The organism is Hydrogenovibrio sp. JE_KL2 (genome assembly GCF_009296185.1).
GTDB lineage: Bacteria > Pseudomonadota > Gammaproteobacteria > Thiomicrospirales > Thiomicrospiraceae > Hydrogenovibrio.
On sequence record NZ_WBJR01000002.1, the window covers coordinates 1 to 25,409 of the forward strand.

General features: G+C 44.0%; 20 protein-coding genes. 8 read left to right on the top strand and 12 right to left on the bottom strand.

Going from position 1 to position 25,409, the window contains the following annotated elements; genetic code table 11:
* Window positions 1–277: 277 nt before the first annotated feature.
* Both tyrS and F8R13_RS04340 read right to left on the bottom strand, forming a co-directional pair.
* On the bottom strand, window positions 278–1,471 hold the full coding sequence (tyrS, locus tag F8R13_RS04335; protein WP_152832121.1) for a tyrosine--tRNA ligase: 1,194 nt from the start codon (window positions 1,469–1,471) through the stop codon (window positions 278–280).
* Window positions 1,472–1,500: 29 nt separating this feature from the next.
* Window positions 1,501–2,448, bottom strand: a complete 948-nt coding sequence (locus tag F8R13_RS04340) for a dihydroorotate dehydrogenase (RefSeq protein WP_152832122.1) — start codon at window positions 2,446–2,448, stop codon at window positions 1,501–1,503.
* A gap of 26 nt (window positions 2,449–2,474) precedes the next feature.
* Between F8R13_RS04340 and F8R13_RS04345 the strand changes: the two genes are divergently transcribed.
* Window positions 2,475–2,939 carry a tRNA (cytidine(34)-2'-O)-methyltransferase gene (locus F8R13_RS04345; RefSeq protein ID WP_152832123.1) on the top strand — a complete coding sequence of 155 codons (465 nt, stop codon included), beginning with the start codon at window positions 2,475–2,477 and terminating at the stop codon, window positions 2,937–2,939.
* A gap of 89 nt (window positions 2,940–3,028) precedes the next feature.
* Here the strand turns inward: F8R13_RS04345 and F8R13_RS04350 are convergent, their stop codons facing one another.
* Genes F8R13_RS04350 through F8R13_RS04365 form a run of 4 tightly spaced genes read right to left on the bottom strand, consistent with a single transcriptional unit; the run spans window position 3,029 to window position 5,321 of the window.
* Window positions 3,029–4,045, bottom strand: coding sequence for an NAD(P)H-dependent glycerol-3-phosphate dehydrogenase (locus F8R13_RS04350; RefSeq protein ID WP_152832124.1), 1,017 nt, complete (start codon window positions 4,043–4,045; stop codon window positions 3,029–3,031).
* Window positions 4,046–4,099: 54 nt separating this feature from the next.
* A complete protein-coding gene (gene secB / locus F8R13_RS04355; protein ID WP_152832125.1) occupies window positions 4,100–4,558 on the bottom strand; it encodes a protein-export chaperone SecB in 459 nt (152 codons plus the stop codon).
* A 26-nt stretch (window positions 4,559–4,584) separates the two neighbouring features.
* Complete coding sequence (grxC, locus tag F8R13_RS04360) at window positions 4,585–4,860, bottom strand: glutaredoxin 3 (protein ID WP_253806346.1); 276 nt, start codon at window positions 4,858–4,860, stop codon at window positions 4,585–4,587.
* The gene (locus F8R13_RS04365) at window positions 4,860–5,321 is read right to left on the bottom strand and encodes a rhodanese-like domain-containing protein (RefSeq protein ID WP_152832126.1); all 462 of its coding nucleotides are present in this window, start codon (window positions 5,319–5,321) and stop codon (window positions 4,860–4,862) included. The genes grxC and F8R13_RS04365 overlap by 1 nt, the downstream gene beginning before the upstream one ends.
* A gap of 138 nt (window positions 5,322–5,459) precedes the next feature.
* Between F8R13_RS04365 and gpmI the strand changes: the two genes are divergently transcribed.
* The 3 genes from gpmI to F8R13_RS04380 all read left to right on the top strand — a co-directional run bounded on the left by gpmI (window position 5,460) and on the right by F8R13_RS04380 (window position 13,178).
* Window positions 5,460–7,025: a 2,3-bisphosphoglycerate-independent phosphoglycerate mutase gene (gene gpmI, locus F8R13_RS04370; protein ID WP_152832127.1), complete on the top strand. Its 1,566-nt coding sequence runs from the start codon at window positions 5,460–5,462 to the stop codon at window positions 7,023–7,025.
* A gap of 243 nt (window positions 7,026–7,268) precedes the next feature.
* Window positions 7,269–11,744, top strand: coding sequence for a glutamate synthase large subunit (gene gltB, locus F8R13_RS04375; RefSeq protein ID WP_152832128.1), 4,476 nt, complete (start codon window positions 7,269–7,271; stop codon window positions 11,742–11,744).
* 21 nt (window positions 11,745–11,765) lie between these two features.
* Window positions 11,766–13,178, top strand: coding sequence for a glutamate synthase subunit beta (locus F8R13_RS04380; RefSeq protein WP_152832129.1), 1,413 nt, complete (start codon window positions 11,766–11,768; stop codon window positions 13,176–13,178).
* 87 nt (window positions 13,179–13,265) lie between these two features.
* Here F8R13_RS04380 and F8R13_RS04385 read toward each other — a convergent pair whose 3' ends face one another.
* The 3 genes from F8R13_RS04385 to F8R13_RS04395 all read right to left on the bottom strand — a co-directional run bounded on the left by F8R13_RS04385 (window position 13,266) and on the right by F8R13_RS04395 (window position 16,717).
* Entirely contained in the window at window positions 13,266–14,252 is a 987-nt protein-coding gene (locus tag F8R13_RS04385) for a GGDEF domain-containing protein (RefSeq protein ID WP_152832130.1), read from the bottom strand.
* A gap of 4 nt (window positions 14,253–14,256) precedes the next feature.
* On the bottom strand, window positions 14,257–15,405 hold the full coding sequence (locus F8R13_RS04390; RefSeq protein WP_253806347.1) for an EAL and HDOD domain-containing protein: 1,149 nt from the start codon (window positions 15,403–15,405) through the stop codon (window positions 14,257–14,259).
* Between the two features lie 196 nt (window positions 15,406–15,601).
* Window positions 15,602–16,717: an alanine--glyoxylate aminotransferase family protein gene (locus F8R13_RS04395; protein ID WP_152832132.1), complete on the bottom strand. Its 1,116-nt coding sequence runs from the start codon at window positions 16,715–16,717 to the stop codon at window positions 15,602–15,604.
* 62 nt (window positions 16,718–16,779) lie between these two features.
* Between F8R13_RS04395 and F8R13_RS04400 the strand changes: the two genes are divergently transcribed.
* The 4 genes from F8R13_RS04400 to F8R13_RS04415 are packed head-to-tail and all read left to right on the top strand — an operon-like array spanning window position 16,780 to window position 22,083.
* Complete coding sequence (locus F8R13_RS04400) at window positions 16,780–18,216, top strand: FAD-linked oxidase C-terminal domain-containing protein (protein WP_152832133.1); 1,437 nt, start codon at window positions 16,780–16,782, stop codon at window positions 18,214–18,216.
* Window positions 18,216–19,169: an FAD-binding protein gene (locus F8R13_RS04405; protein ID WP_152832134.1), complete on the top strand. Its 954-nt coding sequence runs from the start codon at window positions 18,216–18,218 to the stop codon at window positions 19,167–19,169. Before F8R13_RS04400 ends, F8R13_RS04405 begins: the two co-directional genes overlap by 1 nt.
* A 4-nt stretch (window positions 19,170–19,173) precedes the next feature.
* The gene (gene glcF, locus F8R13_RS04410; RefSeq protein WP_152832135.1) at window positions 19,174–20,361 is read left to right on the top strand and encodes a glycolate oxidase subunit GlcF; all 1,188 of its coding nucleotides are present in this window, start codon (window positions 19,174–19,176) and stop codon (window positions 20,359–20,361) included.
* A gap of 36 nt (window positions 20,362–20,397) precedes the next feature.
* Complete coding sequence (locus F8R13_RS04415; RefSeq protein WP_152832136.1) at window positions 20,398–22,083, top strand: formate--tetrahydrofolate ligase; 1,686 nt, start codon at window positions 20,398–20,400, stop codon at window positions 22,081–22,083.
* Window positions 22,084–22,114: 31 nt separating this feature from the next.
* On the opposite strand, the gene ccoS is transcribed toward F8R13_RS04415, so the two are convergent.
* The 3 genes from ccoS to F8R13_RS04430 are packed head-to-tail and all read right to left on the bottom strand — an operon-like array spanning window position 22,115 to window position 25,390.
* Window positions 22,115–22,342 (bottom strand): cbb3-type cytochrome oxidase assembly protein CcoS, encoded by a 228-nt coding sequence (ccoS, locus tag F8R13_RS04420; RefSeq protein ID WP_371414899.1) that lies wholly within the window; start codon window positions 22,340–22,342, stop codon window positions 22,115–22,117.
* A 12-nt stretch (window positions 22,343–22,354) separates the two neighbouring features.
* Window positions 22,355–24,847 carry a heavy metal translocating P-type ATPase gene (locus F8R13_RS04425; protein WP_371414900.1) on the bottom strand — a complete coding sequence of 831 codons (2,493 nt, stop codon included), beginning with the start codon at window positions 24,845–24,847 and terminating at the stop codon, window positions 22,355–22,357.
* The gene (locus tag F8R13_RS04430) at window positions 24,848–25,390 is read right to left on the bottom strand and encodes a FixH family protein (RefSeq protein WP_152832137.1); all 543 of its coding nucleotides are present in this window, start codon (window positions 25,388–25,390) and stop codon (window positions 24,848–24,850) included. It lies immediately after the preceding gene.
* Between the last annotated feature and the right edge of the window lie 19 nt (window positions 25,391–25,409).

A 25,409-nucleotide genomic window follows, 5' to 3' on the forward strand; every position in this document is an offset into this window, starting at 1 on the left:
TTTTTCGTTTTTTGAAAAATTTTTAACTCGAACTTTTCAAAAAACTTCCGATTCAAACTTCTAAAATCTCAATCGGTTTTTAACTTCTCTCACAGAGCCTGTGAAAGAGATGCGTATTCTAATCACTCTGAAAATCTTTGCAAGCCCTACCCCTAACTTTTTTACACTTTTTTTACACTTTTTATCACAATATCCAAACTATCAACAACTTACATTTCTTGGATACGAAAAAACGCCCAAAAGGACGTTTTTAATAGAGACCCAACCTGGTAGATTTTTAACAGTTAATCGTCACTCGTGCAAACTTACGCTTACCAACTTGATAGACTTGCTTTTCACAAGCTTCAACCGTCACACGACCATCTTCGATCTTTTCGCCGTTCAACTTAACGGCTCCCTGTTTAATCATACGGTGCGCATCTGAAGTCGAACCAACCAGACCGGCTTCTTTTAATAAGTTCGCTAAAGGCATTGCTTCATTAAATGTAAACTCCGGCATTTCGTCTGGAATTGCATTTTTCGAGAACTTGGTTTCGAAGTCTTTTAGTGCAGATTGCGCCGCTTCAGCAGAATGGAAACGTTCAATCAATTCAAGCGCTAATTTAATTTTGATGTTTCTTGGGTTTTCACCATTCTCAACAGAAAATTTCAGCTCTTCTATCTCTTCCAAGGACAAGAAAGATAACAACTCATAATAGCGCCACATCAAATCATCTGACACAGACATGACTTTTCCAAACATATCGTTCGGTTCGTCTTTAATACCTATATAGTTACCTAACGATTTAGACATCTTTTGCACGCCATCCAACCCTTCAAGGATTGGCATCGTTAGAGTGCACTGCGGCTTTTTGCCAAAATGAGATTGCAGCGTACGCCCCATCAGTAAGTTGAACTTCTGATCCGTTCCACCCAACTCGATATCAGCATCCATCGCCACGGAGTCATAACCTTGCACCAATGGATATAAAAACTCGTGGATGGCAATCGGCGTTCCAGACTTGTAGCGATCTTCAAAGTCATTACGTTCCAACATACGCGCAACGGTTTGTGTGGCTGCCAACTTAATCATATCTGCCGCTGTCATTTGCCCCATCCACTCGGAATTGAACATGACCGTCGTTTTTGCTGGATCAAGAATTTTAAAGACCTGCTCTTTATAAGTCTCGGCGTTCTTCTCAATATCTTCAGGCGATAGTGGCGGACGCGTCGCACTTTTACCGGTAGGATCACCAATCATCGCAGTGAAATCACCAATCAAGAACAACACTTCGTGCCCTAAGTCCTGAAACTGCTTAAGCTTGTTAATTAGCACGGTATGACCCAAGTGCAAATCAGGTGCTGTCGGATCAAACCCGGCTTTGACTCGCAAAGACTTGCCTGATTCCAACTTCTCAATCAGTTCTTTTTCAACCAAAATTTCTTCTGCGCCACGCTTGATGACGGCTAACTGTTCTTCTACTGACTTCATTTCTTTACTTTATTAAATACTAAAAATTCTTAACCACACAGGACGGTATCGGTGTTCAACGCCAACTTACCTGTCATATCCGATACGCTTGCATATCCATGCTGCTGCATATAACGAGCAATACCTTTGTTTACTTTTTTCACCAACAAAGGATCTTTTGCCATGGCCGTTCCAATCGCGACCATGGATGCACCTGCCAAGAAAAACTCAATCGCATCTTCAGCGGAGGCAATGCCACCCAATCCAATAATCGGCACATTATACTGTTTTGCAACTTGATAAACTTGATGAACCTTAAGCAAGGCAACAGGCTTGACCGCCGGACCGGAAAGACCGCCTTGGTTATTGCCCAACGTCGGCTTAGCTGTATGAATGTCTATTTGCATCCCCATCAAGGTATTGATCGCAGACAACATGTCGGCACCCGCATCAATAACACGCCTTGCACCTTCAGCAATATCCGTCTGATTCGGCGATAACTTTACAATCAACGGTTTCGTCGTGTTGGCACGACAAGCTTCAACCACCTTTGCCGCCATATCAGGATCATTACCAAAAGCAGCACCACCTTTTTTCACGTTCGGACAGGAAATGTTTACTTCTATCGCCGGCAAATCCGTTTGATCGAACAAACGCACTACTTCTGCATATTCCTCAATAGACGAACCAGACACATTAATAATGAATCTCGACTCATCCAAATTCAGCTTCGGCAAATATTGTTCAATAACGGCTTTAGCACCAGGGTTTTGCAGGCCGATTGAGTTGAGCAAACCACAAGGAGATTCCATCACCCTTTCAGGCTTATTGCCCAACTTAGGCTCCAAAGTGGTTCCCTTTAAAAACACCGCCCCCACATCTCTATTGGAAAAACCGGAAACAGACTGGTATTCTATGCCGTAGCCAGCATTCCCGGAGGCCATACCCACCGGATTATTAAAATGAATGCCGCACAAATTTACCGATAAATCCATCAACTCTCGATCCTAAAAAACAGTTACCTATGATTCACATCATCTTGTATGAACCGGAAATTCCACAAAACACTGGGGCGTTAATTCGTTTGAGCGCAAATATGGGCGCGCATCTTCACCTCATCAAACCTTACGCCTTCGACTTAAGCGAAAAAAAGGTACGTCGTGCTGGACTTGACTACCATGAGCTTGCCAATCTTCATGAGCATGAATCGCTCGAAGACTGCATCCGCACCGTGCAACCCAACCGCGTTTTCGCCTTAACCACCAAAACGACTCGCTATTATACCGAACCTACGTTTGCTGACGAAGATGCTTTTTTGTTTGGCCCTGAAAGCAGAGGCTTACCTATGGATGTCATCACCAGCTTACCTGAAGAACAGCGCTTGACCATCCCCATGATTCCGGGCGGCCGCAGCCTGAATCTCGCCAATGCCGTTTCAGTCATGGCCTATGAGGCATGGCGCCAACTTGGCTTCAGCATGCCAAAATAGACATTTCAAAAAACAAAAATCTGCCAGGTTGGGTACAGAACACATACCCCCAACCTGGCAGATTTTAGTCACTTCAAGTCTTGAGTGCTTTAAGACTCAGCCTTTAACTCTCTTGCCAACAAATGCTCAGCCGCTTCCTTGGCGGTAATATTACCCTCTACCAATTGATACACCTGCTCAGCAATGGGAAGATCCAGTCCTTTTTCATCAGCAATGGCCTTAACCACTCTCACGGCTTTAACGCCTTCTACCACCTGCCCGATTTCCTGCTGTGCACTTTCAGAAGTTTGCTTTGGCGACGCCAACTTCAAACCAAACTGACGGTTGCGAGACAAATTATCAGTACAAGTCAACACCAAGTCGCCAAGCCCAGCAAGCCCCATTAGCGTTTCTGGTGTCGCACCGTACAATCCGGCAAAACGCATCATCTCCGCCATGCCTCTGGAAATAATCGCCGCGCGAGCATTTGCCCCTAAGTGCAAACCATCACTAACACCGGTAGCGATTGCCATGATGTTTTTGTAAGCACCACCGACTTCAACACCGGCAATATCGCCCTGGGTATACATACGAAAGGCATCATGATGAAACAAACTCGCCCAATAAGCAGCTTCCTGTTCATCAGTTGAAGCACTCACCATTGCAGTAGGCAACCCTTTTGCCACTTCCGCAGCAAAGGTAGGTCCTGAAAGCACAGTGTAATGACAATCCTTACACAACTCCTGCCTTGCAATCTCATGCAACAGCTTCTTACTTTCCGGCTCAAACCCTTTGGTCGCCCAGGCAATATGCTTCTTGGAAACATCAACCATATCCGAGACTTGGCTTAACGCCTGACGAAAGACATGGCTTGGCACCACCACCAAAATGGCATCCGCGCTTTCAAGACTGGAAGCGAGGTCACTTACCACCCGAAGGCTATCTGGAAAATGAACTTGAGGTAAATATTTTTGGTTTTTGCGCTCTTGCATCAAGCTTTGAGTGTGCACCTCACTGTGCGCCCAAAGAGATACCGATTGCCCTGAACGAGACAAGTGAATAGCCAAGGCCGTTCCCCAAGCACCCGCACCGAGAACAACGACGTTTTGCACTTCTTTTTGTGACATAAAACCCGCGCTCAACTATTCAAAACCGACTTTAGTGAAACACCTTTCACCAAATTATTGTTGCGTCCCTTGAGCTTCTTGCTCTAAATGACTTGCAAACATCGCATCGAAATTAACTGGTTCCAAAACCAACTGCGGAAAGCCACCTTTTGCGACCAAACTTGAAATGGTTTCACGCGCATAAGGGAATAACGCCGCCGGACACTGAGAAGCCAACAAGTATTGAATCTCTTGTTCGTTGAAGCCTTCTAGCGTAAAAATACCGGCTTGCTCAACTTCACATAAAAATGCCGTTGCATCCTCAATCATGGTAGTCGCAGTCACACGAATCAACACATGATAAGTTCCTTCTTCCAAAACATCCGTTTCAACATTTAAGTCAACGTCAAGTTTAGGCTGAAACTCTTGAAGAAAAACTTCAGGGGTTTTTGGTGATTCAAAAGAGATGTTTTTCGTGTAAATTTTTTGGATTTGAAAATGCTGTTGCACTTCAGTTTGATTATTTTCAGACATGTAAACTCTATTTCCTATTCTTTTACTTAAGCATTTTCAGCAAGGATTTTATCCAACTCACCAGAACGATCTGCGGCAGACAAGTCATCAAACCCACCCACATGATGCTCTCCGATGAAAACTTGTGGAACAGTGTTGCGACCACTCTTCTCTTGCATTGCGGCCCAAAGAGCAGAATCACCGCCAACGTTGATTTCGTTATACGACAGGCCTTTACCGTTCAATAAGTTTTTCGCCATATTACAGTATGGACAGGTTGACGTTAGGTAAATCGTAATTTCCGGCATCGCTTTTTCCGACATTACACGCCCTCCTTTCTGTTGTTTTTTTTTAACTGTTTTCTGGATACTTGCTTATTGACCGGGAGCCCAGCACTTTTCCAGGACATAATACCGCCACTTAAGTTATGAACCTTGGTAAAGCCCTGCTTAACCAACATTCTGGCAACACTTGCGGAACGTGCGCCTGATTGACAGTAAATCAAAATATCATCAGCTTTATGAGACTCTAAACTTGAGAGTCTCTTAGAAATATCGGTTGATGAGATATTCTCAGCTTCACCGATAAATCCACCTTTATATTCTCCATCCGTGCGCACGTCCAAAACCCAAGCACCATTGTTATATAGCCTAACCGCCTCATCGGCATTCACAGACTTATAACCGGACATCTTATCGCCAAAATAGCTGTAGCCAAGCATTATCACAATGACCGCCAATGCGATAAACAAAAACAGCTGTTCGTGCACAAACTCAATAAACATCTAAGTTCCTTTAACAAATGATTCATTTCAAAGCTAATGATTTTAACAATGAAACTCGTTACAATAAACGTCTATTTACTGTTTTTAACTAAATTCATTAAATTCAAGCACAACCCTCTTTTTTCGACGGAAAATACCATGACTGAAACTGTAAACTTAAAACACCGACCAACCGGATTAATTATTTTGGATGGATGGGGACATCGCGAAGAAACAAAATACAACGCGATTGCTCAAGCACACACTCCCAATTGGGATGGCTTGCTTTCCAAATTCCCTCACACCCAAATCAATACTTCAGGGTTTGCTGTTGGTTTGCCAGAAGGTCAAATGGGGAATTCTGAAGTTGGACACATGAACCTTGGCGCTGGTCGCGTGGTCTACCAAGAGTTGACTCGCATCCAGAAAGATATTGATGATGGCCGTTTCTTTGAAAACAACGCACTGCTAAAAGCGATTGATTCTGCCATTGACCGTGATCGTACTGTTCACATCCTTGGCCTACTGTCTGATGGTGGCGTTCATTCGCACATCAATCACATTAAAGCCGCGATCAAAATGGCTCACGACCGTGGCGCCAATGTTGTACTGCACGCTTTTACCGATGGTCGCGACACATCTCCACAAAGCGCACTTCAATACATCGAAGACATTGAAGCCTTTATGTCAGAAATCGGTGGCGGACGTATTGCCTCGATTACAGGACGTTACTACGCTTTGGACAGAGATAACCGCTGGGATCGCGTACACAAAACTTATGACGTAATCACTTGCGGTATCAGCGAGTTTGAATACGCTTCAGCTACCGAAGCAGTGGAAGCAGCTTACGCACGTGGCGAGAATGATGAGTTCATCCAAGCGACCCATATTGCACTTGAAGATGGTTCAAAAACGCAAGTTCAGGATGGTGACTCAATCATTTTCATGAACTTCCGCTCTGACCGCGCTAGACAACTAACCAAAGCGTTTATTTTTGACGACTTTGAAGATTTTCACCGTTGCAAAACACCGGTTTTATCAGCTTTCGTCACCCTAACGGAATACAAAAAGAACTTTGAAAAGTTCGGCGCCCTGATTGCTTACCGCCCAACAAAACTTCGCAACACCTATGGTGAATACGTTGCCAAAAAAGGCCTTAAGCAACTACGCATTGCCGAAACGGAAAAGTACGCCCATGTCACCTTCTTCTTCAATGGTGGTGTGGAAGAACCAAACAGAGATGAGCACCGCATCCTGATCAACTCGCCAAAGGTTGCAACCTATGACCTGCAACCTGAAATGAGTCTACCGGAAGTGAAGGCAAAGCTAATTCAAGCCATTCACTCTGGAGAATATGACACCTTTATCTGCAACATCGCCAACCCAGACATGGTTGGGCACACTGGGGTAATGGAAGCTTGCATCAAAGCAGCCGAAGCAGTCGACGAAGCATTAGGGGAAATCCTTAAGGCACTAAAAGAAGTCGGTGGCGAAGCAATCATTACCGCTGACCACGGAAACCTTGAATTGTTGTTTGACGAAGAAAAAGGCAAACCTCTTACTTCTCATACAACCTTCCCGGTTGATATGGTTTATTATGGTGAACGCTCATGCACACTAAAACCAGGTGGCGCATTGTGTGATGTCATTCCTACCCTGTTCGACATGATGGGCATTGGTCAACCGGACGAAATGACCGGACAATCACTTTGTTCGTTCAAATAACCCCCTAAAATTCGACGTAGAATTTTACCGATTTAAAAGCACGTTCAGGCGTTAATTCTCCTGAACGTGCTTTTTTGACTTTAAACAAAGTCGACTTCTCGGCATCCGCATTGAAATTTAACGCGAGACAATTTATAATTTCGCACCATTTTTTATTTTTTCAAGCCCAGAGAAGAACAAGAAAAATTGAAAAAATACAAATATAACAATAAGTTATAACAATAGTATTACAGGAAACTGATTATGAATTCGTTAAACCAATTACAAGGTCTATATTCTCCTGAGTTTGAAAGAGAGAACTGTGGCTTTGGCATGATCGCCCAAATGGACGATCAGCCTAGCCATTGGGCAGTTAAAACCGCGATTGAGTCACTTGGAAACATGACTCACCGCGGTGGTGTTGCTGCAGACTGTTGTACTGGTGATGGATGTGGACTTCTTATTAAGAAACCTGATCAGTTCCTTCAAGACGAAGCCTCTAAACTAGGCTTCACTCTAGCGGCTACTTATGCTTGCGGTATGGTTTTCTTAAACCAAGATGCAACCAAAGCAGATTTTGCACGCGCAACTCTAGAATCTTTACTTAAAGAAAAAGGACTTGATGTCCTTGGTTGGCGAAAAGTTCCTGTTAATTCGTCAGTTCTAGGAGAACAAGCCGCTGGCATGGAACCAGTCATTGAACAAATCTTCATCAATGCACCTTCAGACATGTCTGAAGCTGACTTCAACCGTGCGCTATTTGTTGCTCGCCGCAAAGCTGAAATGGCGATTGAAGCAAACGATGCTACTTTCTACATTGCATCGCTAAACAGCCAGTTGTTATCTTACAAAGGCTTGGTCATGCCGAAAGAGCTGCCTTTGTTTTACTTGGATTTACATGATGAGCGTTTTGCCTCTTCTTGTATTTCATACCATCAGCGTTTTTCTACCAACACACTGCCACAATGGCGTCTGGCACAACCATTCCGCTTCTTAGCGCACAATGGTGAGTTGAACACAATTCGAGGAAACCGCAACTGGGCATTGGCGCGTCAAAGCAAATTTGAAACACCATTAATTCCTGAACTATCTCAACTAAAACCTTTAGTGGCACAGTCAGGCTCTGACTCCAACTCATTGGACAACATGTTGGAGGTTCTGATGATGGGCGACATGAAAGTTTTCCAAGCGTTGAGATTATTGATTCCACCAGCTTGGCAAAACATGCCTCACATGGATCCAGATCTTAAAGCGTTCCTAGAGTACAACTCTATGCATATGGAACCTTGGGATGGTCCTGCAGGGATGGTTATCAACACGGGTAAATACGCTATCTGTGGTGTTGACCGTAATGGTCTACGCCCAACACGTTATGTCATCACCAAAGACAGACACGTTACTTTTGCTTCTGAAATCGGTGTTTATAACTACGCACCAGAAGATGTTGTTGAAAAAGGTCGCTTGAAACCAGGCCAAATCATTGCCGTTGATTTGGAGTCAGGAACACTTCTTAAACCACAAGACATCGACAATGAATTGAAAGCTGCCAAACCTTACCGTGACTGGATGGATAAGGGCTATATGCACATTACCGAGAGATTGGACTGCAAAGATCAAACTCGCGGCTGGGATGCAGACCAAACAGCAATCTATCAAAAATATTTCCAGGTTTCTTTCGAGGAAAGAGATCAGGTTATTCGCGTGCTTGCGGAAGCAGGGCAAGAAGCTACCGGCTCAATGGGCGATGATGCGCCACTACCTGTGTTCTCGCATAAGGCACGCTCTGTATTTGACTACTTCCGTCAGATGTTTGCTCAGGTAACGAACCCCCCTATCGATCCACTGCGTGAAAGCATCGTTATGTCTTTGAACACCTGCTTTGGTCGTGAGCTTAACATGTTTGACGAGAGTGCTGATCATGCACGTCGTTTGGAAGTGAAATCCCCCATCCTGTCTCCATCTATCATGGAACAGTTGATTAACTTCGGCGATAAGGACTATCAGCATAAGGTCATTTCATTACATTATGACAATGAAGCAACATCCCTAAAACAAGCTATCCTAGATATTTGTGATGAAGCTGTTAATGCCGTTAAGTCTGGCAGTACCCTGCTAGTACTTTCTGACATGAATCTAGTACAAGGTAAACTGACCATTCCTTCAGCAATGGCAACCGGTGCCGTTCACCATAGATTGATTAAAGAAGGTCTACGCCCTGAAGCCAACCTAATCATTGAAACGGGTACCGCCAGGGATCCACATCACTTTGCAGTACTATTCGGCTATGGTGCAACAGCGGTTTATCCTTACCTTGCATACGAAAGTATTGCCGACATGGTTCGCACGAAAGAACTTGATAGTAAAGTAGCTATGAGCGACTACATCAAGAACTACCGCAAAGGTATCAACAAAGGCTTAATGAAAATCCTTTCAAAAATGGGGATTTCTACCATCACTTCATACCGTGGTTCACAACTATTTGAAGCCGTTGGTTTAACTCGTGAAATCGTTGATCTGTGCTTTACCGGAACACCTTCTCGTATTGAAGGAACAAATTTCGAACACATCGAAGCTGACAACAAACAGCTGGCTTGGGAAGCATTCAACCCGCGTAAATTCATCCAGCCTGGTGGTTTGTTGAAGTATGTTCACGGTGGTGAATACCATGCTTACAACCCTGACGTGGTGAACTACCTACGCGAAGCCGTACAAAAAGGCACGCAAACTGATTACGACAAGTTTGCGGAGTTGGTTAACAAGCGTCCAGCTATGACGGTTCGTGACTTGATTACTTTTAAAGACGACATCAAATCTATCGACTTGTCAGAAGTTGAACCAATTGAATCCATCTTCAAACGTTTCGATTCAGCAGGGATTTCTTTAGGTGCTCTTTCGCCTGAAGCACACGAGGCGCTTGCTATTGCAATGAACCGCCTAGGTGCTCGCTCAAACTCTGGTGAAGGTGCTGAAGATCCTGCGCGTTATGGCACAGAAAAAGTATCTAAAATTAAGCAAATCGCATCAGGTCGTTTTGGCGTAACTGCACACTACCTGCGTAATGCTGAAGTACTACAGATCAAAGTCGCTCAAGGCGCTAAACCAGGTGAAGGTGGTCAATTACCAGGTCACAAAGTTGACTCTATGATTGCGAAATTGCGTCATTCGGTACAAGGTGTTACGTTGATTTCACCACCACCTCACCATGACATCTACTCAATTGAAGATTTGGCTCAGCTGATTTTCGACTTGAAGCAAGTTAATCCGAATGCCCTGATTTCCGTCAAACTGGTTGCTGAACCGGGTGTTGGAACCATCGCTGCTGGTGTTGCAAAAGCTTATGCTGACTTGATTACCATCTCAGGCTATGACGGTGGAACTGGGGCAAGCCCGCTAACCTCTGTTAAGTACGCTGGTAACCCATTTGAAATGGGTCTGGTTGAAGCACATCAAGTACTGCGTGCAAACGACCTTCGTGGTCAAGTTATCCTACAGGCTGACGGTGGTCTAAAAACAGGTTTGGATGTTGTCAAAGCAGCCATCCTTGGTGCGGAATCTTTCGGTTTCGGAACCGCACCGATGATTGCATTGGGTTGTAAATACCTACGTATTTGTCACTTGAACACTTGTGCCGTAGGCGTTGCAACACAGGATGAGCGCTTGCGTAAAGAACACTTCATCGGACTGCCTGAAATGGTTATGAACTATTTCACTTTCGTCGCTGAAGAAACACGCCAATGGCTGGCTAAGTTGGGCGTTGCCCGCTTAGAAGATTTGGTAGGTCGCGTTGATCTATTGAAAGTCATTGATGAACCTTTGACAGCCAAACAAAAAAATATTGATTTGAGCTCTTTCATCTCAGATGGTGGTGTTCCCGAAGACAAGCCTCAAACGGTTCAGGTCACAAGAAACAATCCATGGGATGATGGTCATATTGCCGAAGAAATGGTCAAAACCACTTTGCCTGCAATCGAAGGTAAAAATGGGGGTATCTTCAACTTCAAACTTGTTAATACTGGCCGCTCAATCGGTGCCCGTGTTGCAGGTGAGATCGCTGAGCGTTATGGCAATGATGGCATGAAAGATTCACCAATCACCCTAAAACTAACAGGAATTGCAGGCCAATCGTTCGGTGTATTTAACGTCGATGGCTTGAACCTACACCTTGAAGGTGATGCTAACGATTACGTTGGTAAAGGTATGGCTGGTGGTGAAATTGTCATCAGACCGCCACAAAACTCATCGTTCGACCCACATGTCACACCTATTGTTGGAAACACCTGCTTATATGGCGCAACTGGCGGTAAGCTATTTGCAAACGGTACAGGCGGTGAGCGCTTTGGTGTTCGTAACTCAGGTGCCATTGCAGTTGTCGAGGGTCTAGGGGACCACGGTTGTGAATACATGACTGGTGGAACAGTGGTTAGCTTGGGCGAAGTTGGCGTTAACTTTGGTGCGGGCATGTCTGGCGGGATGGCATTCATCCTAGACACAGACCATACATTGCCTGATCGCCTGAACACGGAAATGGTCGAAGCCATTCGCATTGATACCGAAGCCACTGAAGCTTACCGCGTTTATTTGAAAGAATTGATTACGGAATATGCAGAAAAAACCGGAAGTGCTTATGCACAGGACGTTTTGACTAACTTCAGCAAAATGATTCCAAACTTCTGGTTGGTTAAATCACGTGCTATCAGCATTGATGACTTATTCACCTTGTTCGTGCAAACCGCTGCGTAATTCATAAGGATTGAACAGAAAATGGGAAATGTTAGACAATTTTTAGAGCTTGATCGCCAACTTCCGCCAAAGAAAGAGGCGATGGAGCGCAAGCAGAATTTTCAAGAAATCTATACCGAGTTCAGTCTGAATGACGCTATGGCGCAAGCCGATCGTTGCCTTCACTGCGGGAACCCCTATTGCGAATGGGCATGTCCGGTTCATAACTACATTCCAAACTGGTTGAAACTGGTAGCTGAAGGGAATGTTGTTGAAGCCGCAGAGCTATCCCACAAGACCAACTCTCTACCGGAAATGTGTGGTCGCATCTGCCCTCAGGACCGTCTTTGTGAGCAAGCCTGTACTTTAGAAGACACTAACTTCGGTGCAGTTACCATTGGCGCGGTTGAAAAGTACATCACTGACACTGCCACAGATATGGGTTGGACACCAAACCTGACTAACATCGCTATGACGGATAAAAAGGTTGCTATCGTTGGTTCTGGACCTGCTGGTTTAGGCTGTGCGGACATCCTTATCCGCAACGGTGTTAAACCGGTTGTCTATGAAAAAGAGCAAGAGATTGGCGGACTGCTGACTTTTGGTATTCCGCAATTTAAATTGGACAAAGATATTGTTGTCAAACGCCGGAAAATTCTTGAAGGCATGGGCGTTGAGTTCCGTTGTAATACAGAAATTGGTAAAGACATTGCCTTCCAAGAACTGTTGGATAACTATGATGCTGTCTTCCTTGGCATGGGAACTTACAAACCGATGGCCGGTCGTTTCCCTGGCGAAGACCTTCCACAAGTTTACAAAGCACTGGACTTCCTAATCGGTAACGTGAAACACGAATTGGGCTATGAACAAAAGCCAGAACCTTTCGTCTCGATGAAAGGCAAAAAGGTTGTTGTTCTTGGTGGTGGTGATACCACCATGGACTGTACCAGAACGTCAATCCGTCAAGGTGCCAGCGAAGTTTACTGCGTTTACCGTCGTGATGAAGAAAACATGCCTGGTTCACGCGCTGAAGTCAAAAACGCAAAAGAAGAAGGCGTTCAATTCAAGTTCAACTTATCTCCGGTTGAAGTGGTTGAGAAAGACGGTCAAGTTGCAGGCTTGAAAGTTGTAGAGACTCGCATGGGTGAACCGGATGAAAACGGTCGTCGTCGCGCAGAAATTGTTGACGGCTCAGAGCAAGTGATTGACTGCGATGCTGTTATTGTTGCATTCGGTTTCCAACCTAACCCGCCAGCTTGGTTTAAAGACTTCAGTATCAACCTGACAGATTGGAACACAGTCGTTGCTGCTGACAGTACTCAATACCCATTCCAAACAAGCAATGAGAAAGTATTCTCAGGTGGCGACATGGTCAGAGGATCAAGCCTAGTCGTTCATGCGATCGCAGAAGGACGCTCCGCCGCTGAAGGGATTCTGGACTACTTGAAAGTCTAATCCATTCTGCTCACGCATAAAAAAAGCGGTTCCGATTTTATCGACACCGCTTTTTTATACCCCCAACCTGGCAGATTTTTTAATGGATTACAACGCCTTAACAGAAAACTGATTTCTGCCATTTTCTTTGGCAAAATACAAACCTTGATCAGCTTCTTCAAATAAACGATGAAACTCGGTGGATGCGGTTGCCGCGCCTATCGAAACCGTTACACTCTCTGTTGGACTCAACTTAATTTTTTGGACTCTGGACAATAATCTCTCACATATCGCACGCAAGTCTGACTCCTTAACATCTTCCAGAAACACAAGAAACTCATCTCCTCCCCATCGACCAATTAAATCATTCGGGCGCACTACCGATGAAATGGCCTTGGCTACTTCTTCCAGCACACGATCTCCCTCAACATGCCCTAACTTGTCGTTGACGTTCTTAAAATGGTCTATATCCACAATCATTAACGCTTTTTTGCCAATATCCGTATCTCGTGCCCAAGAGGCAATCTTCTCATCAATAAAACGGCGATTTAATAACCCTGTTAAGGAGTCGGTTTCACTTTGTTTCTTTTTCGCTTCCATGTTTCTGGTCAGTTCGGAACTTTGTCTGTGAATCAGATATTCATGAATACTAGACAACAGGATTACTGCTAGCGCGACCGCATAAAACCTGTCTGGAATGAAGTAGTGAATATACCCGGAAGTTGCCAGAAACAAGATTAGTAACAAATACAGAACCGATGCTATAAACCCGATAAAGAAGCCGGCAACATGAAGTATTGAAATAAAAATCGGAATACTCCACAAATACGCGGTGTTTTGGAGCCCCCCATCTATAGATAAGTACACGAGAAAAGGTAAGGTAATTAAGGTAAAACTAAGCTTTATACCAAGGGTTAATCCTTTTTTGTCTATGGCATAAATCAAACCAATCAAAATAAAGAAAAAAACCACCAAGACAGCGGCATTAGCATATTTTTGGTGTATCAATGAAAGTGCAGAAAAGAACGCAAGAAAAGACAGGTAGATGGCAAACAGCAAGCGAATCCTAAATTCCGTTTTAGCAAACACATTCATCTTGCTAGAACCTCATTTCATTGACTTCCGACAATGCTTTCATGTAAAGCTTAACGTGATCTGAATTAATACTATGATCGCTAGCGGATTCAAACTGCTTAGCAATGGTTAGAAGTTCACCATAGGAATTAGCGCCCTTACAGATACCGTGCTTGATCTCTTCATTGATTGGCAACTGCTTTAGAGCATCTTCCATTTCCTGCTGTAAGATAACATCCAACATCGAAAATAGACCTGCCAAGTAATAAGAGTCTACCGCTCCGCGGCCTTCATGTTGTGCAAGGCTTCGCATAAATACCGCGCGGGTTCTCGCAAGATTGAAAATCTCCGGCACAATATCGTCCAATATCGACATTGACACTAGGGTTGCCCATGACTGTACTCGCTTTAACCCGAAAAGCATCATGACATCGCGTAAAGATGAAAATTCCGGCATAGTGAGCGAACGATACTGTTCCGCCATTTTCATGAGTTTATGCGTCAACCCAACATCTCGCTCAACAATCTCGATCAATTGCTCAATATGTAAATTTTCGTCCGAAATTTTTTCCAAAAGCAAAATCAAATTATGCCGACCAACGTTAAGTTGCTTACCCGAAATTACCTCAGGTTTTGCAAAGTAATACCCTTGAAAATAATCCGCACCAGCCTGTTTACAGACTTCAAACATTTCTTTAGTTTCAACCCTTTCGGCAATGATCTTCACATTGGTGATTTGCTTCACTTTCGTAAATAGAGCGGGAATGTTTTCGGGCTTAACGTACTGAACATCAAATTTGATTATATCAGCCAGCTGTATCAATGGAACCAAGCGTTTCTTGAATACAAAGTCATCCAGCGCAATCATGTAGCCTTGCTCTTTTAATACTTTGATTCCTGCGATAACTTCTTCGGTTGGCGGAACATCTTCCAACACATCAACCACAATATTGTCAGGAGAAAAACAGGGGGTTTCGGTACTTAGGAAAAAACTTTCGGGGAAATTGATGAATGCTTGATGTTGACCAACGATATTTTCAAGACCTAGCCCCATCATAGAATTATGAATAACTGCAGCAGTCGCTTCTTGGCCTGAATCAAACACGGCTTCATTTGGGTCGAAACCACCACGGAAAAGCAACTCATAACCATAAAGGTTGCTTTCTCTATTCATAATCGGCTGACGCCCGATGAAGAACTCGCTATTGGACATACTCGAATGAAACAAACATTAAAATAAAATTATCTTATCACTTCCGATAAGTACGAAGCATCAATTATTATTGTTCAACGATAAAGAACTATTTTAAATTTAGAGAGGCAAAAAGGAAAAGAGCGGCTTACCGAACATGGGCAAACCGCTTTGAGGCTTATTTATTGAGAACTTTTTTCAGTGCGGACAAACAGAATAAGACATTCTCTTCTTTTGCAGAGAAGCCCATCAAACCAATACGCCAAACTTTCCCAGCAAAATCGCCTAATCCAGCGCCGATTTCCAAGTTATAGGTATTTAGCAGTTCAGAGCGCACTGCGGCATCATCAACACCATCAGGAATCCAAACAGAATTCAATTGCGGCAACCGAACATCTTCATCTACAACAAACCCAATTCCCATTTCTTCCAGGCCGGCTTTAAGCTTATCGTGCATAGACTTATGTCTCGCCCAAGCATTCTCCAAACCTTCTTCATGCAACATGACCAATGATTCATGCAAAGCGTAAAGTGCATTGATTGGTGCCGTGTGGTGATAGGCACGTTTAGCACCTTGCCCCCAATATCCCATGACAAGATTTAGGTCTAAAAACCAACTTTGAACCTTAGTTTTACGATTACGAACCTTATCTAAAGCCTTCTCACTAAAACTAACTGGAGACAACCCCGGCGTACAAGATAAACACTTTTGTGTACCGGAATAAATGGCATCAATACCCCACTCATCAACACGCAACTCCACTCCCCCAAGAGAAGTTACTGCATCGACAATCGTCAAACAATCATGCTTACGTGCGATTTCACATAGTGCTTTTGCATCTGAACATGCACCCGTAGAAGTTTCGGCATGGACAAACGCCAAAATTTTCGCATCTGCATTTGCCGCTAGCGTTTCTTCTACTTTTTCAGGTGAAACTGCCTTACCCCAGTCATCATGTACTTCGACGCATACACCGCCAACTCTCTCAACGTTTTCTTTCATACGCATACCGAAAACGCCGTTGATACATACCACCACTTTATCGCCTGGCTCAACCAAGTTAGCAAAACAAGTTTCCATACCTGCAGAACCAGGAGCGGACACAGGCATCGTCATGGCATTTTCAGTTTGAAACGCATATTTCAGCATAGCTTTAACTTCATCCATCATGCCAACAAATGCTGGATCTAAATGCCCAATAGTTGGTCTTGCCATAGCTGACAAAATACGTGGATGAACATCAGATGGGCCAGGCCCCATCAACGTACGAACAGGGGGGTTAAATGACTGCATAAAACCAAATTCCTATAAAAATGTGTTTAAAAAATTGATCTAGGTCAATTATAATTGGAAAAATGAATGTTGTTCAAGAATTATTACACCGCTTACCACGAGACCAAGTCATCGTTGATGATGAGCAAAAAGCACCGTTTGAATGTGACGGACTATCGGCTTATAGAGAAAAGCCGCTCGCCGTTGTTCTCCCTGCCAATATTGAGCAAGTGAAGCAGACTTTAGCTATTTGCAGAAAGCATAGCACCCCCATTATTACTCGTGGATCCGGTACAGGACTATCTGGCGGATCACTCCCTTTAAAGAATGGGGTGGTTTTAGGCTTAAGCAAAATGAGCCGCATTCTGGAAATCGACCCTTTAGCCAGAACAGCAGTGGTTGAACCTGGGGTACGAAACATCACTATTTCGCAGGAAGCTACCCCATACAATCTCTACTATGCTCCAGACCCTTCTTCTCAGGTGGCTTGTTCCATTGGTGGAAATGTTGCGGAAAACTCAGGAGGCGTTCACTGCTTAAAATACGGTTTGACCGTGCACAATGTCCTTGCCATCAAAGTCATCACTATTGATGGTGAAGAGTTGGTGCTGGACTATCGTGATGATGGTGTCGATCTTTTAGCATTACTGAATGGTTCTGAAGGGCTTCTTGGCGTTATTGTCGAAATCAAAGTCAAGCTACTCCCCAAACCTGATGCTTCTCAACTGATCATGGCGGCTTTTGAAAAAGTCAGCGATTGCGCCAATGCTGTGACCAATATTCTGAAGTCGGGCATCATCCCTGCTGGCTTGGAAATGATGGATAAATTCTCCATTGAAGCCGCTGAGGCATTTGCACATGTCGGCTACCCTCTTGAAGCCGCTGCACTACTTTTATGTGAAGTTGACGGCAACCAATATCAAGTCGAAGCTGACACGGAAACTGTATCAAGAGTTTTGAAAGAAAACGGCGCTTATATGTTAAAGCTGTCCCGCAATGATGAAGAACGAATTGCACTATGGCAGGGCCGTAAAAATGCCTTCCCTGCAGTGGGGCGTCTTTCTCCTGATTATTACTGTATGGATGGCACCATCCCAAGAAATCAATTGGCTCATGTATTGGATGAAATTGAAAGGATGTCAAAATATTATGAACTGAAAGTCGCCAATGTTTTCCATGCTGGGGATGGCAATTTGCATCCTTTAATCCTATACGATGCACAAATTCCGGGCGAACTCAAAAAAACAGAATTATTTGGTGCCGAAATCTTAAAACTTTGCATTGATGTGGGTGGCACAATCACTGGAGAACACGGTGTTGGCGTGGAAAAACTGGACTCTATGTGCCAACAATTCTCAGCACCTGAAATCGAAATCTTTCATAAGATAAAACGTGTTTTTGACCCGGAAAACCTGTTAAACCCAGGTAAAGCAGTACCAACCTTGCATAGGTGCGCAGAACTCGGCCACATGCACGTTCATAACGGCCAACTGCCTTTTGCGCACTTGGAGCGTTTTTAATGCCATTGACACACTTCCAAGAACAGATAAAACAGGCTTTACATGAAAAGCGCCGCTTGCAAATTATAGGCAATCAAAGCAAAGTTGCTTTAAACCATGAACACCAGGCTTTGGATATGAGTGGCTATGCGGGCATTACCGGCTACGACCCTGCCGAACTAGTCGTAACGGTAAAGGCGGGAACTAAAATTTCAGACTTGAAACAGGAACTTTCCGAACACAATCAAATGTTGGCTTTTGACACGCCTGACTACGGTGACTCCACCATTGGCGGTAATTATGCCTGTGGTTTATCCGGGCCCTCGCAACCGTTTTTCGGTGCTTTGCGAGACTTCGTACTTGGCATCAAAATGATTGACGGACAAGGTCAACAACTGACGTTTGGCGGCCAGATGATTAAAAATGTCGCAGGCTATGACGTTGCTCGCTTACTGGTAGGTTCAAAAGGACTGTTCGGTCTTGTTACTGAAATCAGTTTAAAAGTCCTTCCACTCATGGAAGAGAAGACTTACTCCATTGAAATGGGACAAGCGGATGCCATTATCAAAATGAATGAAATGGCAGGCACAGCTCTGCCGATTTCCGGTTGCGCGTACTATCAAGGTAAGCTCTACTATCGATTGATTGGCGTTCATCCACCTCAATCAGCCATGCCGGAAGACAATTATATTTGGCATAAAATGAACCCTTTTAGGCCGGAGATTAGTGGCAAGCAAAAATTATGGCGCGTCAGCGTCGACTCCATGCATCCACCAATTCATAACACGTTATTAATCGATCAGGTGGGTGCAAGACGTTGGGTTGTTAGTGAAAACAAGCCTGATGTTTCTCATGTTGATTTATGGAACCTGCACGAAAAGACAAGACGTCCATCATTTGACTCACATACAAAAATCACTGACATAAAACGGGGGTTAAAGTCAGTGTTTGATCCTTACGAAATTTTCTACTAACGCTATGAAAACAGAACTTGTTAAAGACTTACTTTCCCCTTCAGAAACACAAACTGCAGATAACATTTTAAGGGCGTGTGTACACTGTGGCTTCTGCCTTTCTGCTTGCCCAACTTATGGAATTCTTGGTGATGAGCTCGACTCTCCTCGTGGAAGAATCTACCTCATTAAACAAACCTTAGAAGGCAATGTCACTTCTGAAAACTCACTGAAGCATTTGGATAGATGCCTTACCTGTCGTTCATGTGAGACAACTTGTCCCTCTGGCGTAGAGTACGGGCACTTGTTGGACATTGGCCGCAAAATCATGGAACAGCAAAGCCCTCGCGCATGGCATCAGCGCGTTGCCCGCTTTGCATTACGCTCTTTGCTCACCTCACCAAAGCTGTTTAATTTTCTGATTGCGCTAACCCCTTGGAATAAACACCATGGCGTAAACAAAAAGCTCAAACTGCAAACAGAATCACAAAAAGATGTTCTTCATACTACTAAGAGCGTGTTATTGATTGCCGGGTGCGTGCAACCCACTTTGGCTCCTAATATCAACCTATCCTCCAAGAGCGTGCTTTATAAACTCGGCTACAACGTCATCGAGACACCACAATCTCAATGCTGTGGTGCGATCAACCACCATCTATCTGGTGAAGGCGCTGCACTAGAGCAAATCAAGCAAAACATTGATGCTTGGGCAGCACAACTCGATCAAGGCGTCGAAGCCATCATCTCGAACGCCAGCGGTTGTGGTGTGATGATTAAGGATTATGCGCATCTATTAAAAGATGATGAAAACTATGCTGAAAAAGCCGAACGCATTGTAGAACATACCTACGATATTTCTGAATTTCTACTAAGTCAGGACTTATCTCAATTTAAAAAAGAGAGCAATCAAAAGATTGTTTTCCAGTCTCCCTGCACATTGCAACATGGCCAAAAACTGCCAGGTCGGGTAGAAGCACTGTTAACAGATTTAGGCTTTGCATTAAGTCCAGTCAAGGATGCCCACCTTTGCTGCGGGTCTGCAGGAACGTATTCTATCTTTCAGAAAAAATTATCTTATCAACTTAGAGACAACAAGATTCAGTCGCTTTTAAAAGAAGCTCCCGAAATCATTGTTACCGCAAATATCGGTTGTCTAACACACCTCCAAAAGGGGACTAGTACACCGGTTAAGCATTGGATAGAACTTCTGTAAAACAAGAAGTCTCTTACTACTTTTAGGAAACTGACTATGTCTGATATCGAGATTGCACAACGTGCAAAGATGAAACCCATTATCGGATTGGCTGCTGAGAAATTCGGGATTCCAGCAGAGCATTTAGATCCTTATGGACATTACAAAGCAAAACTCTCATTAGAGTATGTAGACAGCCTTTCGCATCAAACGCAAGAAGGCAAGCTGGTTTTGGTCACGGCAATTAGCCCAACACCTGCCGGGGAAGGCAAAACAACGACAACTGTCGGCTTGGGCGACGCACTCAATAGAATCGGTAAAAAGACGATTATTTGTCTTAGAGAACCTTCTCTTGGACCTTGCTTTGGTATGAAAGGCGGTGCCGCCGGCGGTGGTTACTCGCAAGTCGTTCCTATGGAAGATATTAACCTGCACTTTACTGGTGATTTCCATGCCATTGCCGTTGCTCACAACCTTTTGTCTGCGATGATAGATAACCATATCAATCATGGCAATGCGTTGGACATTGACCCAAGACGTATCAAATGGAAGCGCGTGGTAGATATGAATGATCGTGCGTTAAGGGAAATCACAGTTGGTCAGGGCGGCCCCGCAAATGGTTATTTGCGTGAAGACGGTTTTGATATTGTTGTGGCATCTGAAGTTATGGCTATCCTGTGTCTCGCAACCAATAGAGCAGACTTGAAGGAACGCCTTGGAAGAATTGTTATCGGCTATAAAACAGATAAAGTTACGCCCGTTTACGCAAGCGACTTAAAAGCTCACGGGGCTATGGCTGCTTTACTAAAAGATGCCATCAAACCGAATATTGTCCAAACGCTGGAAAATAACATTGCACTGGTTCATGGCGGCCCCTTCGCCAACATCGCTCATGGTTGCAACTCGGTGACAGCCACAAAAACCGCATTAAAGCTAGCTGATTACACCATTACAGAAGCAGGCTTCGGTGCTGACCTAGGCGCCGAAAAGTTTTTGAACATCAAGTGCCGTTCCGCCAAACTCGCACCGTCCGCTGTGGTATTGGTCGCAACCGTCCGCGCATTGAAATACCATGGTGGCGTTGATCGAATCCACCTGAATCAGGAAAATCTAGAGGCCGTTGAAAAAGGCTTTGAGAACCTTGAACGCCACATCACCAATGTGACTAAAAATTACCAACTGCCCTGTGTAGTCTGCATCAATCATTTCACCTTCGACACAGATGCTGAAACCGATATCATCATTAAGAAGTGTTCCGATCTGGGTGTTAAATGCATCGTGTCGAAACACTGGGCCGAAGGTGGCGCAGGTGCTGAAGCGTTGGCAAATGAGGTGGTCAGAATGGTTGAGGGTTCAAATATCACTCATGATAACCTAAACCTACTTTATCCTGATGACATGCCTATTTGGAACAAAATCGAGACTATAGCCACCAAGCTTTACGGCGCATCCGAAATTGTTGCCAATGATAAAGTAAAGGGAGAGATTGCCGAGCTTCAAGAAAAGTATGGAAATCTTCCGATTTGCATGGCAAAAACACAAATGTCTTTCTCGACGAATCCATCTTTAAAAGGCGCGCCAACAGGACACAGTGTTGAAATCAGCAGTGTTAAACTTGAGCATGGTGCAGGGTTCATTGTCGCTATTGCAGGCAATATGATGACCATGCCGGGACTTCCCAAAACACCCACTGCCGAAAAAATAGACATTGATGACAATGGTGTCATCACAGGACTGTTCTAACAAAACAAACTAGCAGCCGTAGAGAGAAGACCTATGGCTGTTCTTTTTCCTTGTTTTCATCTGGGCTACTTTGCTGCTCTCGAGTCGCCTCTTTAGTGTCTTGAACTTCATCCTCTTCGTATTCATCATCAAGAAAAATACTATTTGCAGCACCATCCAAGTCATCCAGCTGACCAGATTTTGCCATCAAAATAAACACGACAACGGAAATGAAGCCGGCAATCAACATCATGGGGATTAAGCCAAAAATAACATCCACTGCAACACTCTCCTACTGATGTATTTTTTGGCGACGTTTGGCAATTGCACGCTTACTAAAGAACGTTCTAATTCGGGCGGCATTACCAACAACAAACAAACTACTTAACGGCATCGTTACTGCTGCAATCAATGGTGTTAAAGTTGCCGCCATCGCCAGTGGAACCAAAGTAATATTGTAAATGATACTACTGGCAATATTCTGTTTAATCGTTCTCAACGTTCTGGCGGATAATTCAACCGCGGTATCAATCGACAACAATTCATTGTTAAGCAGCACGATATCAGCACTGTCCATAGAAATATCTGTCCCAGAACCCAATGCAAAGCCAACATCGGAGCGAACCAGCGCTGGCGCATCGTTAATACCATCGCCCACCATTGCTACAAGTACACCGGTAGCTTGGATTTGCTTGATTTTCTCATGCTTATCTTTTGGCAGTACTTCGGCAATAACTTCCATGCCACCAAGCTTTTCGGCCACGGTTCTCGCAACAGCTTCTCTGTCACCACTAAGCAATGTAACAGCTTTGCCTTTTGCTTTTAGACGGTTGATTAGCTCAAGTGCATCTGAACGTAGCTCATCTTCCAAGAACAAAATACCAATGATTTCGTTATCTCTTGAAACCCAAACCGATGTTTGTCCTTTTTCCGCACGCTCATCCTGTAAAGCAATAAACTGTTCTGGCAATGACATACCATAATCTTCAAGCCACGTTGCTGTCCCCATCAGGTAGTGCTTACCATGGTAACGTGCTTCTACTCCCCTGCCAGGATGTGCTTGGAAAAAGTCTAGATCCATATTCTGATGCGTTAGCTCAGGGTACATCTCTTCGAGACTTAAACATACCGCTTTAGCCAAACTGTGTTCGGAATGGTATTCAACACGGAAAATGTCTTTTAACGTTTCAGCTTGATCTTCAACACTTGCCATAAAATGGCTATCGACTAGACGCATCTGACCTTTGGTCAAGGTACCTGTTTTATCAAAAACAAAATGCTCAACATCATTTAAGGTTTCTAGCAGCGCTCCGTTTTTAATCAAAATACCGTGGTTTGCAGACACGCCAGAGGCTACCGCTGTTGCCATCGGAGTTGCCAATCCAAATGCACAAGGACAGGTAATAATTAATACAGAAGTCGCTGCGATCATTGCTGTCTGGATATCCGCCTTCACGATCCAGTAAACAAAACTCATCGTTGCCAAGGTGATAATAACCGTCACAAACCATGGCATGATGCGCTCTGCAGTACATTGAATACTTGCTTTGGCACCTTGAGCTTCTTCAACGAGCTCAACAATTTTTCCTAGCATCGTTTCATGCATGACTGCATCAACTTCAATGGTTAAGGAGCCATCTATGTTATTGGTACCCGCCGAAACTTTTGAACCTTCTTTTTTAAGCACTTCAGTTGATTCACCACTCAACATGGCTTCATCAACATTTCCTGTACCGGAAACAACCGTTCCATCAACAGGAATCTGGTCTCCTGGCTTAACGATTACCAAATCCTTCTTGCGCAACCTCGAAACAGAAACCACTTCAAAACCATCTTCGGTCTTCAAACGTGCTACCTTGGGCTGTAATTCAACCAACCTTCTGGTAGCATCTACAGCTTTGTTCTTGGATATCGCTTCTATGTAGCGCCCTATCAACAACAAGAAGATAAAGTCGACCATGGTATCGAAATACACTTCACCCGGGTGACTCGAATCCACTGTTACCCAAAACGAATACAGATAGGTGGTAATTACACCTAAAGAAATAGAAACATCCATCCCGACGCTTCTGGATTTAATCGATGTCATTGCCCCTTGAAAGAAAGGTTTTGCCGAATAGAGAATGACTGCCGTCGCAATAACGAATTCTATCCAGTGAAAGTAATTCCTGAATTCACTTTCAGTATCCGCACCAGAATAAAGCGCAACGGAAAACCACATGACATTCATCATGGCAAACCCGGCAAAACCTAGGCGGAATAACAAGTCCCTATTGGCTTTTCGGAAAGCTTTTTGACTCGCCGATGGATCATAAGGCGTCGCATCGTAACCAATTTTATTAAGCTTCTTTATGATTTCAGAGAGTTTGATGCGGTCGTTATCCCAACGCACTTTGATTTGTTTGTTGGTGAAGTTAACTTTTGCTAACAATACACCATCAATTTTCGCAAGAGTATGCTCTATCAGCCAGATACATGCCGCGCAGTGAATGGCTTCGGAGATAAGTGTAATTTCTCTTTTAGAAGAAAGTTCCGACACATACTGAGCTTGTACTTCGTCATAGTCGAAGAAGGATGCATCTTTACTCGGTGGTGGCGGTGGCGACAGTAAATCACCTTCAATCGTACGTTTGTAAAAGCTCTCCATTCCAGCTTCATAGATTGCATCACAAACACCTGCGCAGCCATGGCAACAAAAAGATCGCTCTACCCCCCTAATAGGTTGTAAAACAAGCTCCCCTTTTTCGATTTGCTGACCGCAGTGAAAACAAGACCCGATAGACACTTATTGACCTTTATCCTGAACCATAATAGAACGACCAAGATTGAAAACATCCTTTCCTTTAGTCACTTCCATTACAAAATCATATTTACCTTTAAGCGGTAAATTGATCATTCCCTGATAAACGCCGGTTTTACCTGAATGTTCCAGCTTAAGCTGACCATCATAATTCTTATCAGAGGGGCGGTAGTAATAAAGAATGGCGGTGTCAACATCCATTGCCTTCCCGGATTTGTCGTGCACAGTAACGACAACTTGTTGGCTTTTACCTTGCGTCAGAATAGGGATATTAATATCCATATCCCATCCAAGAGCTTCCATCTTCTTTCTTCTGGCAATGATTTGTCCCATATCCTGACCTTTTTCATAATAATCTGAAATCGTCAGCCCAGGGAAAGTCACAATTGCCATACTGACCATGAAGAAGTTCACAGAAACAACAATAACCAATATAACAAACCAGCCTACTACAAAAGGATTTTTCCAAGCAACGCTCCAGTCCTTCTGTTTACCGTCTTTTGAAAGTGCTTGTTTTGATTCAGCCAAAAGTTTTCCCCTCAAAATA

Bases quoted from the DNA above. Each gene is read 5' to 3' on its own strand.
- tyrS (WP_152832121.1), bottom strand. From the start codon at position 1,471: ATGAAGTCAGTAGAAGAACAGTTAGCCGTCATCAAGCGTGGCGCAGAA.
- F8R13_RS04345 (WP_152832123.1), top strand. From the start codon at position 2,475: ATGATTCACATCATCTTGTATGAACCGGAAATTCCACAAAACACTGGG.
- F8R13_RS04350 (WP_152832124.1), bottom strand. From the start codon at position 4,045: ATGTCACAAAAAGAAGTGCAAAACGTCGTTGTTCTCGGTGCGGGTGCT.
- secB (WP_152832125.1), bottom strand. From the start codon at position 4,558: ATGTCTGAAAATAATCAAACTGAAGTGCAACAGCATTTTCAAATCCAA.
- grxC (WP_253806346.1), bottom strand. From the start codon at position 4,860: ATGTCGGAAAAAGCGATGCCGGAAATTACGATTTACCTAACGTCAACC.
- F8R13_RS04365 (WP_152832126.1), bottom strand. From the start codon at position 5,321: ATGTTTATTGAGTTTGTGCACGAACAGCTGTTTTTGTTTATCGCATTG.
- gpmI (WP_152832127.1), top strand. From the start codon at position 5,460: ATGACTGAAACTGTAAACTTAAAACACCGACCAACCGGATTAATTATT.
- gltB (WP_152832128.1), top strand. From the start codon at position 7,269: ATGAATTCGTTAAACCAATTACAAGGTCTATATTCTCCTGAGTTTGAA.
- F8R13_RS04380 (WP_152832129.1), top strand. From the start codon at position 11,766: ATGGGAAATGTTAGACAATTTTTAGAGCTTGATCGCCAACTTCCGCCA.
- F8R13_RS04385 (WP_152832130.1), bottom strand. From the start codon at position 14,252: ATGAATGTGTTTGCTAAAACGGAATTTAGGATTCGCTTGCTGTTTGCC.
- F8R13_RS04390 (WP_253806347.1), bottom strand. From the start codon at position 15,405: ATGAATAGAGAAAGCAACCTTTATGGTTATGAGTTGCTTTTCCGTGGT.
- F8R13_RS04395 (WP_152832132.1), bottom strand. From the start codon at position 16,717: ATGCAGTCATTTAACCCCCCTGTTCGTACGTTGATGGGGCCTGGCCCA.
- F8R13_RS04400 (WP_152832133.1), top strand. From the start codon at position 16,780: ATGAATGTTGTTCAAGAATTATTACACCGCTTACCACGAGACCAAGTC.
- F8R13_RS04405 (WP_152832134.1), top strand. From the start codon at position 18,216: ATGCCATTGACACACTTCCAAGAACAGATAAAACAGGCTTTACATGAA.
- glcF (WP_152832135.1), top strand. From the start codon at position 19,174: ATGAAAACAGAACTTGTTAAAGACTTACTTTCCCCTTCAGAAACACAA.
- F8R13_RS04415 (WP_152832136.1), top strand. From the start codon at position 20,398: ATGTCTGATATCGAGATTGCACAACGTGCAAAGATGAAACCCATTATC.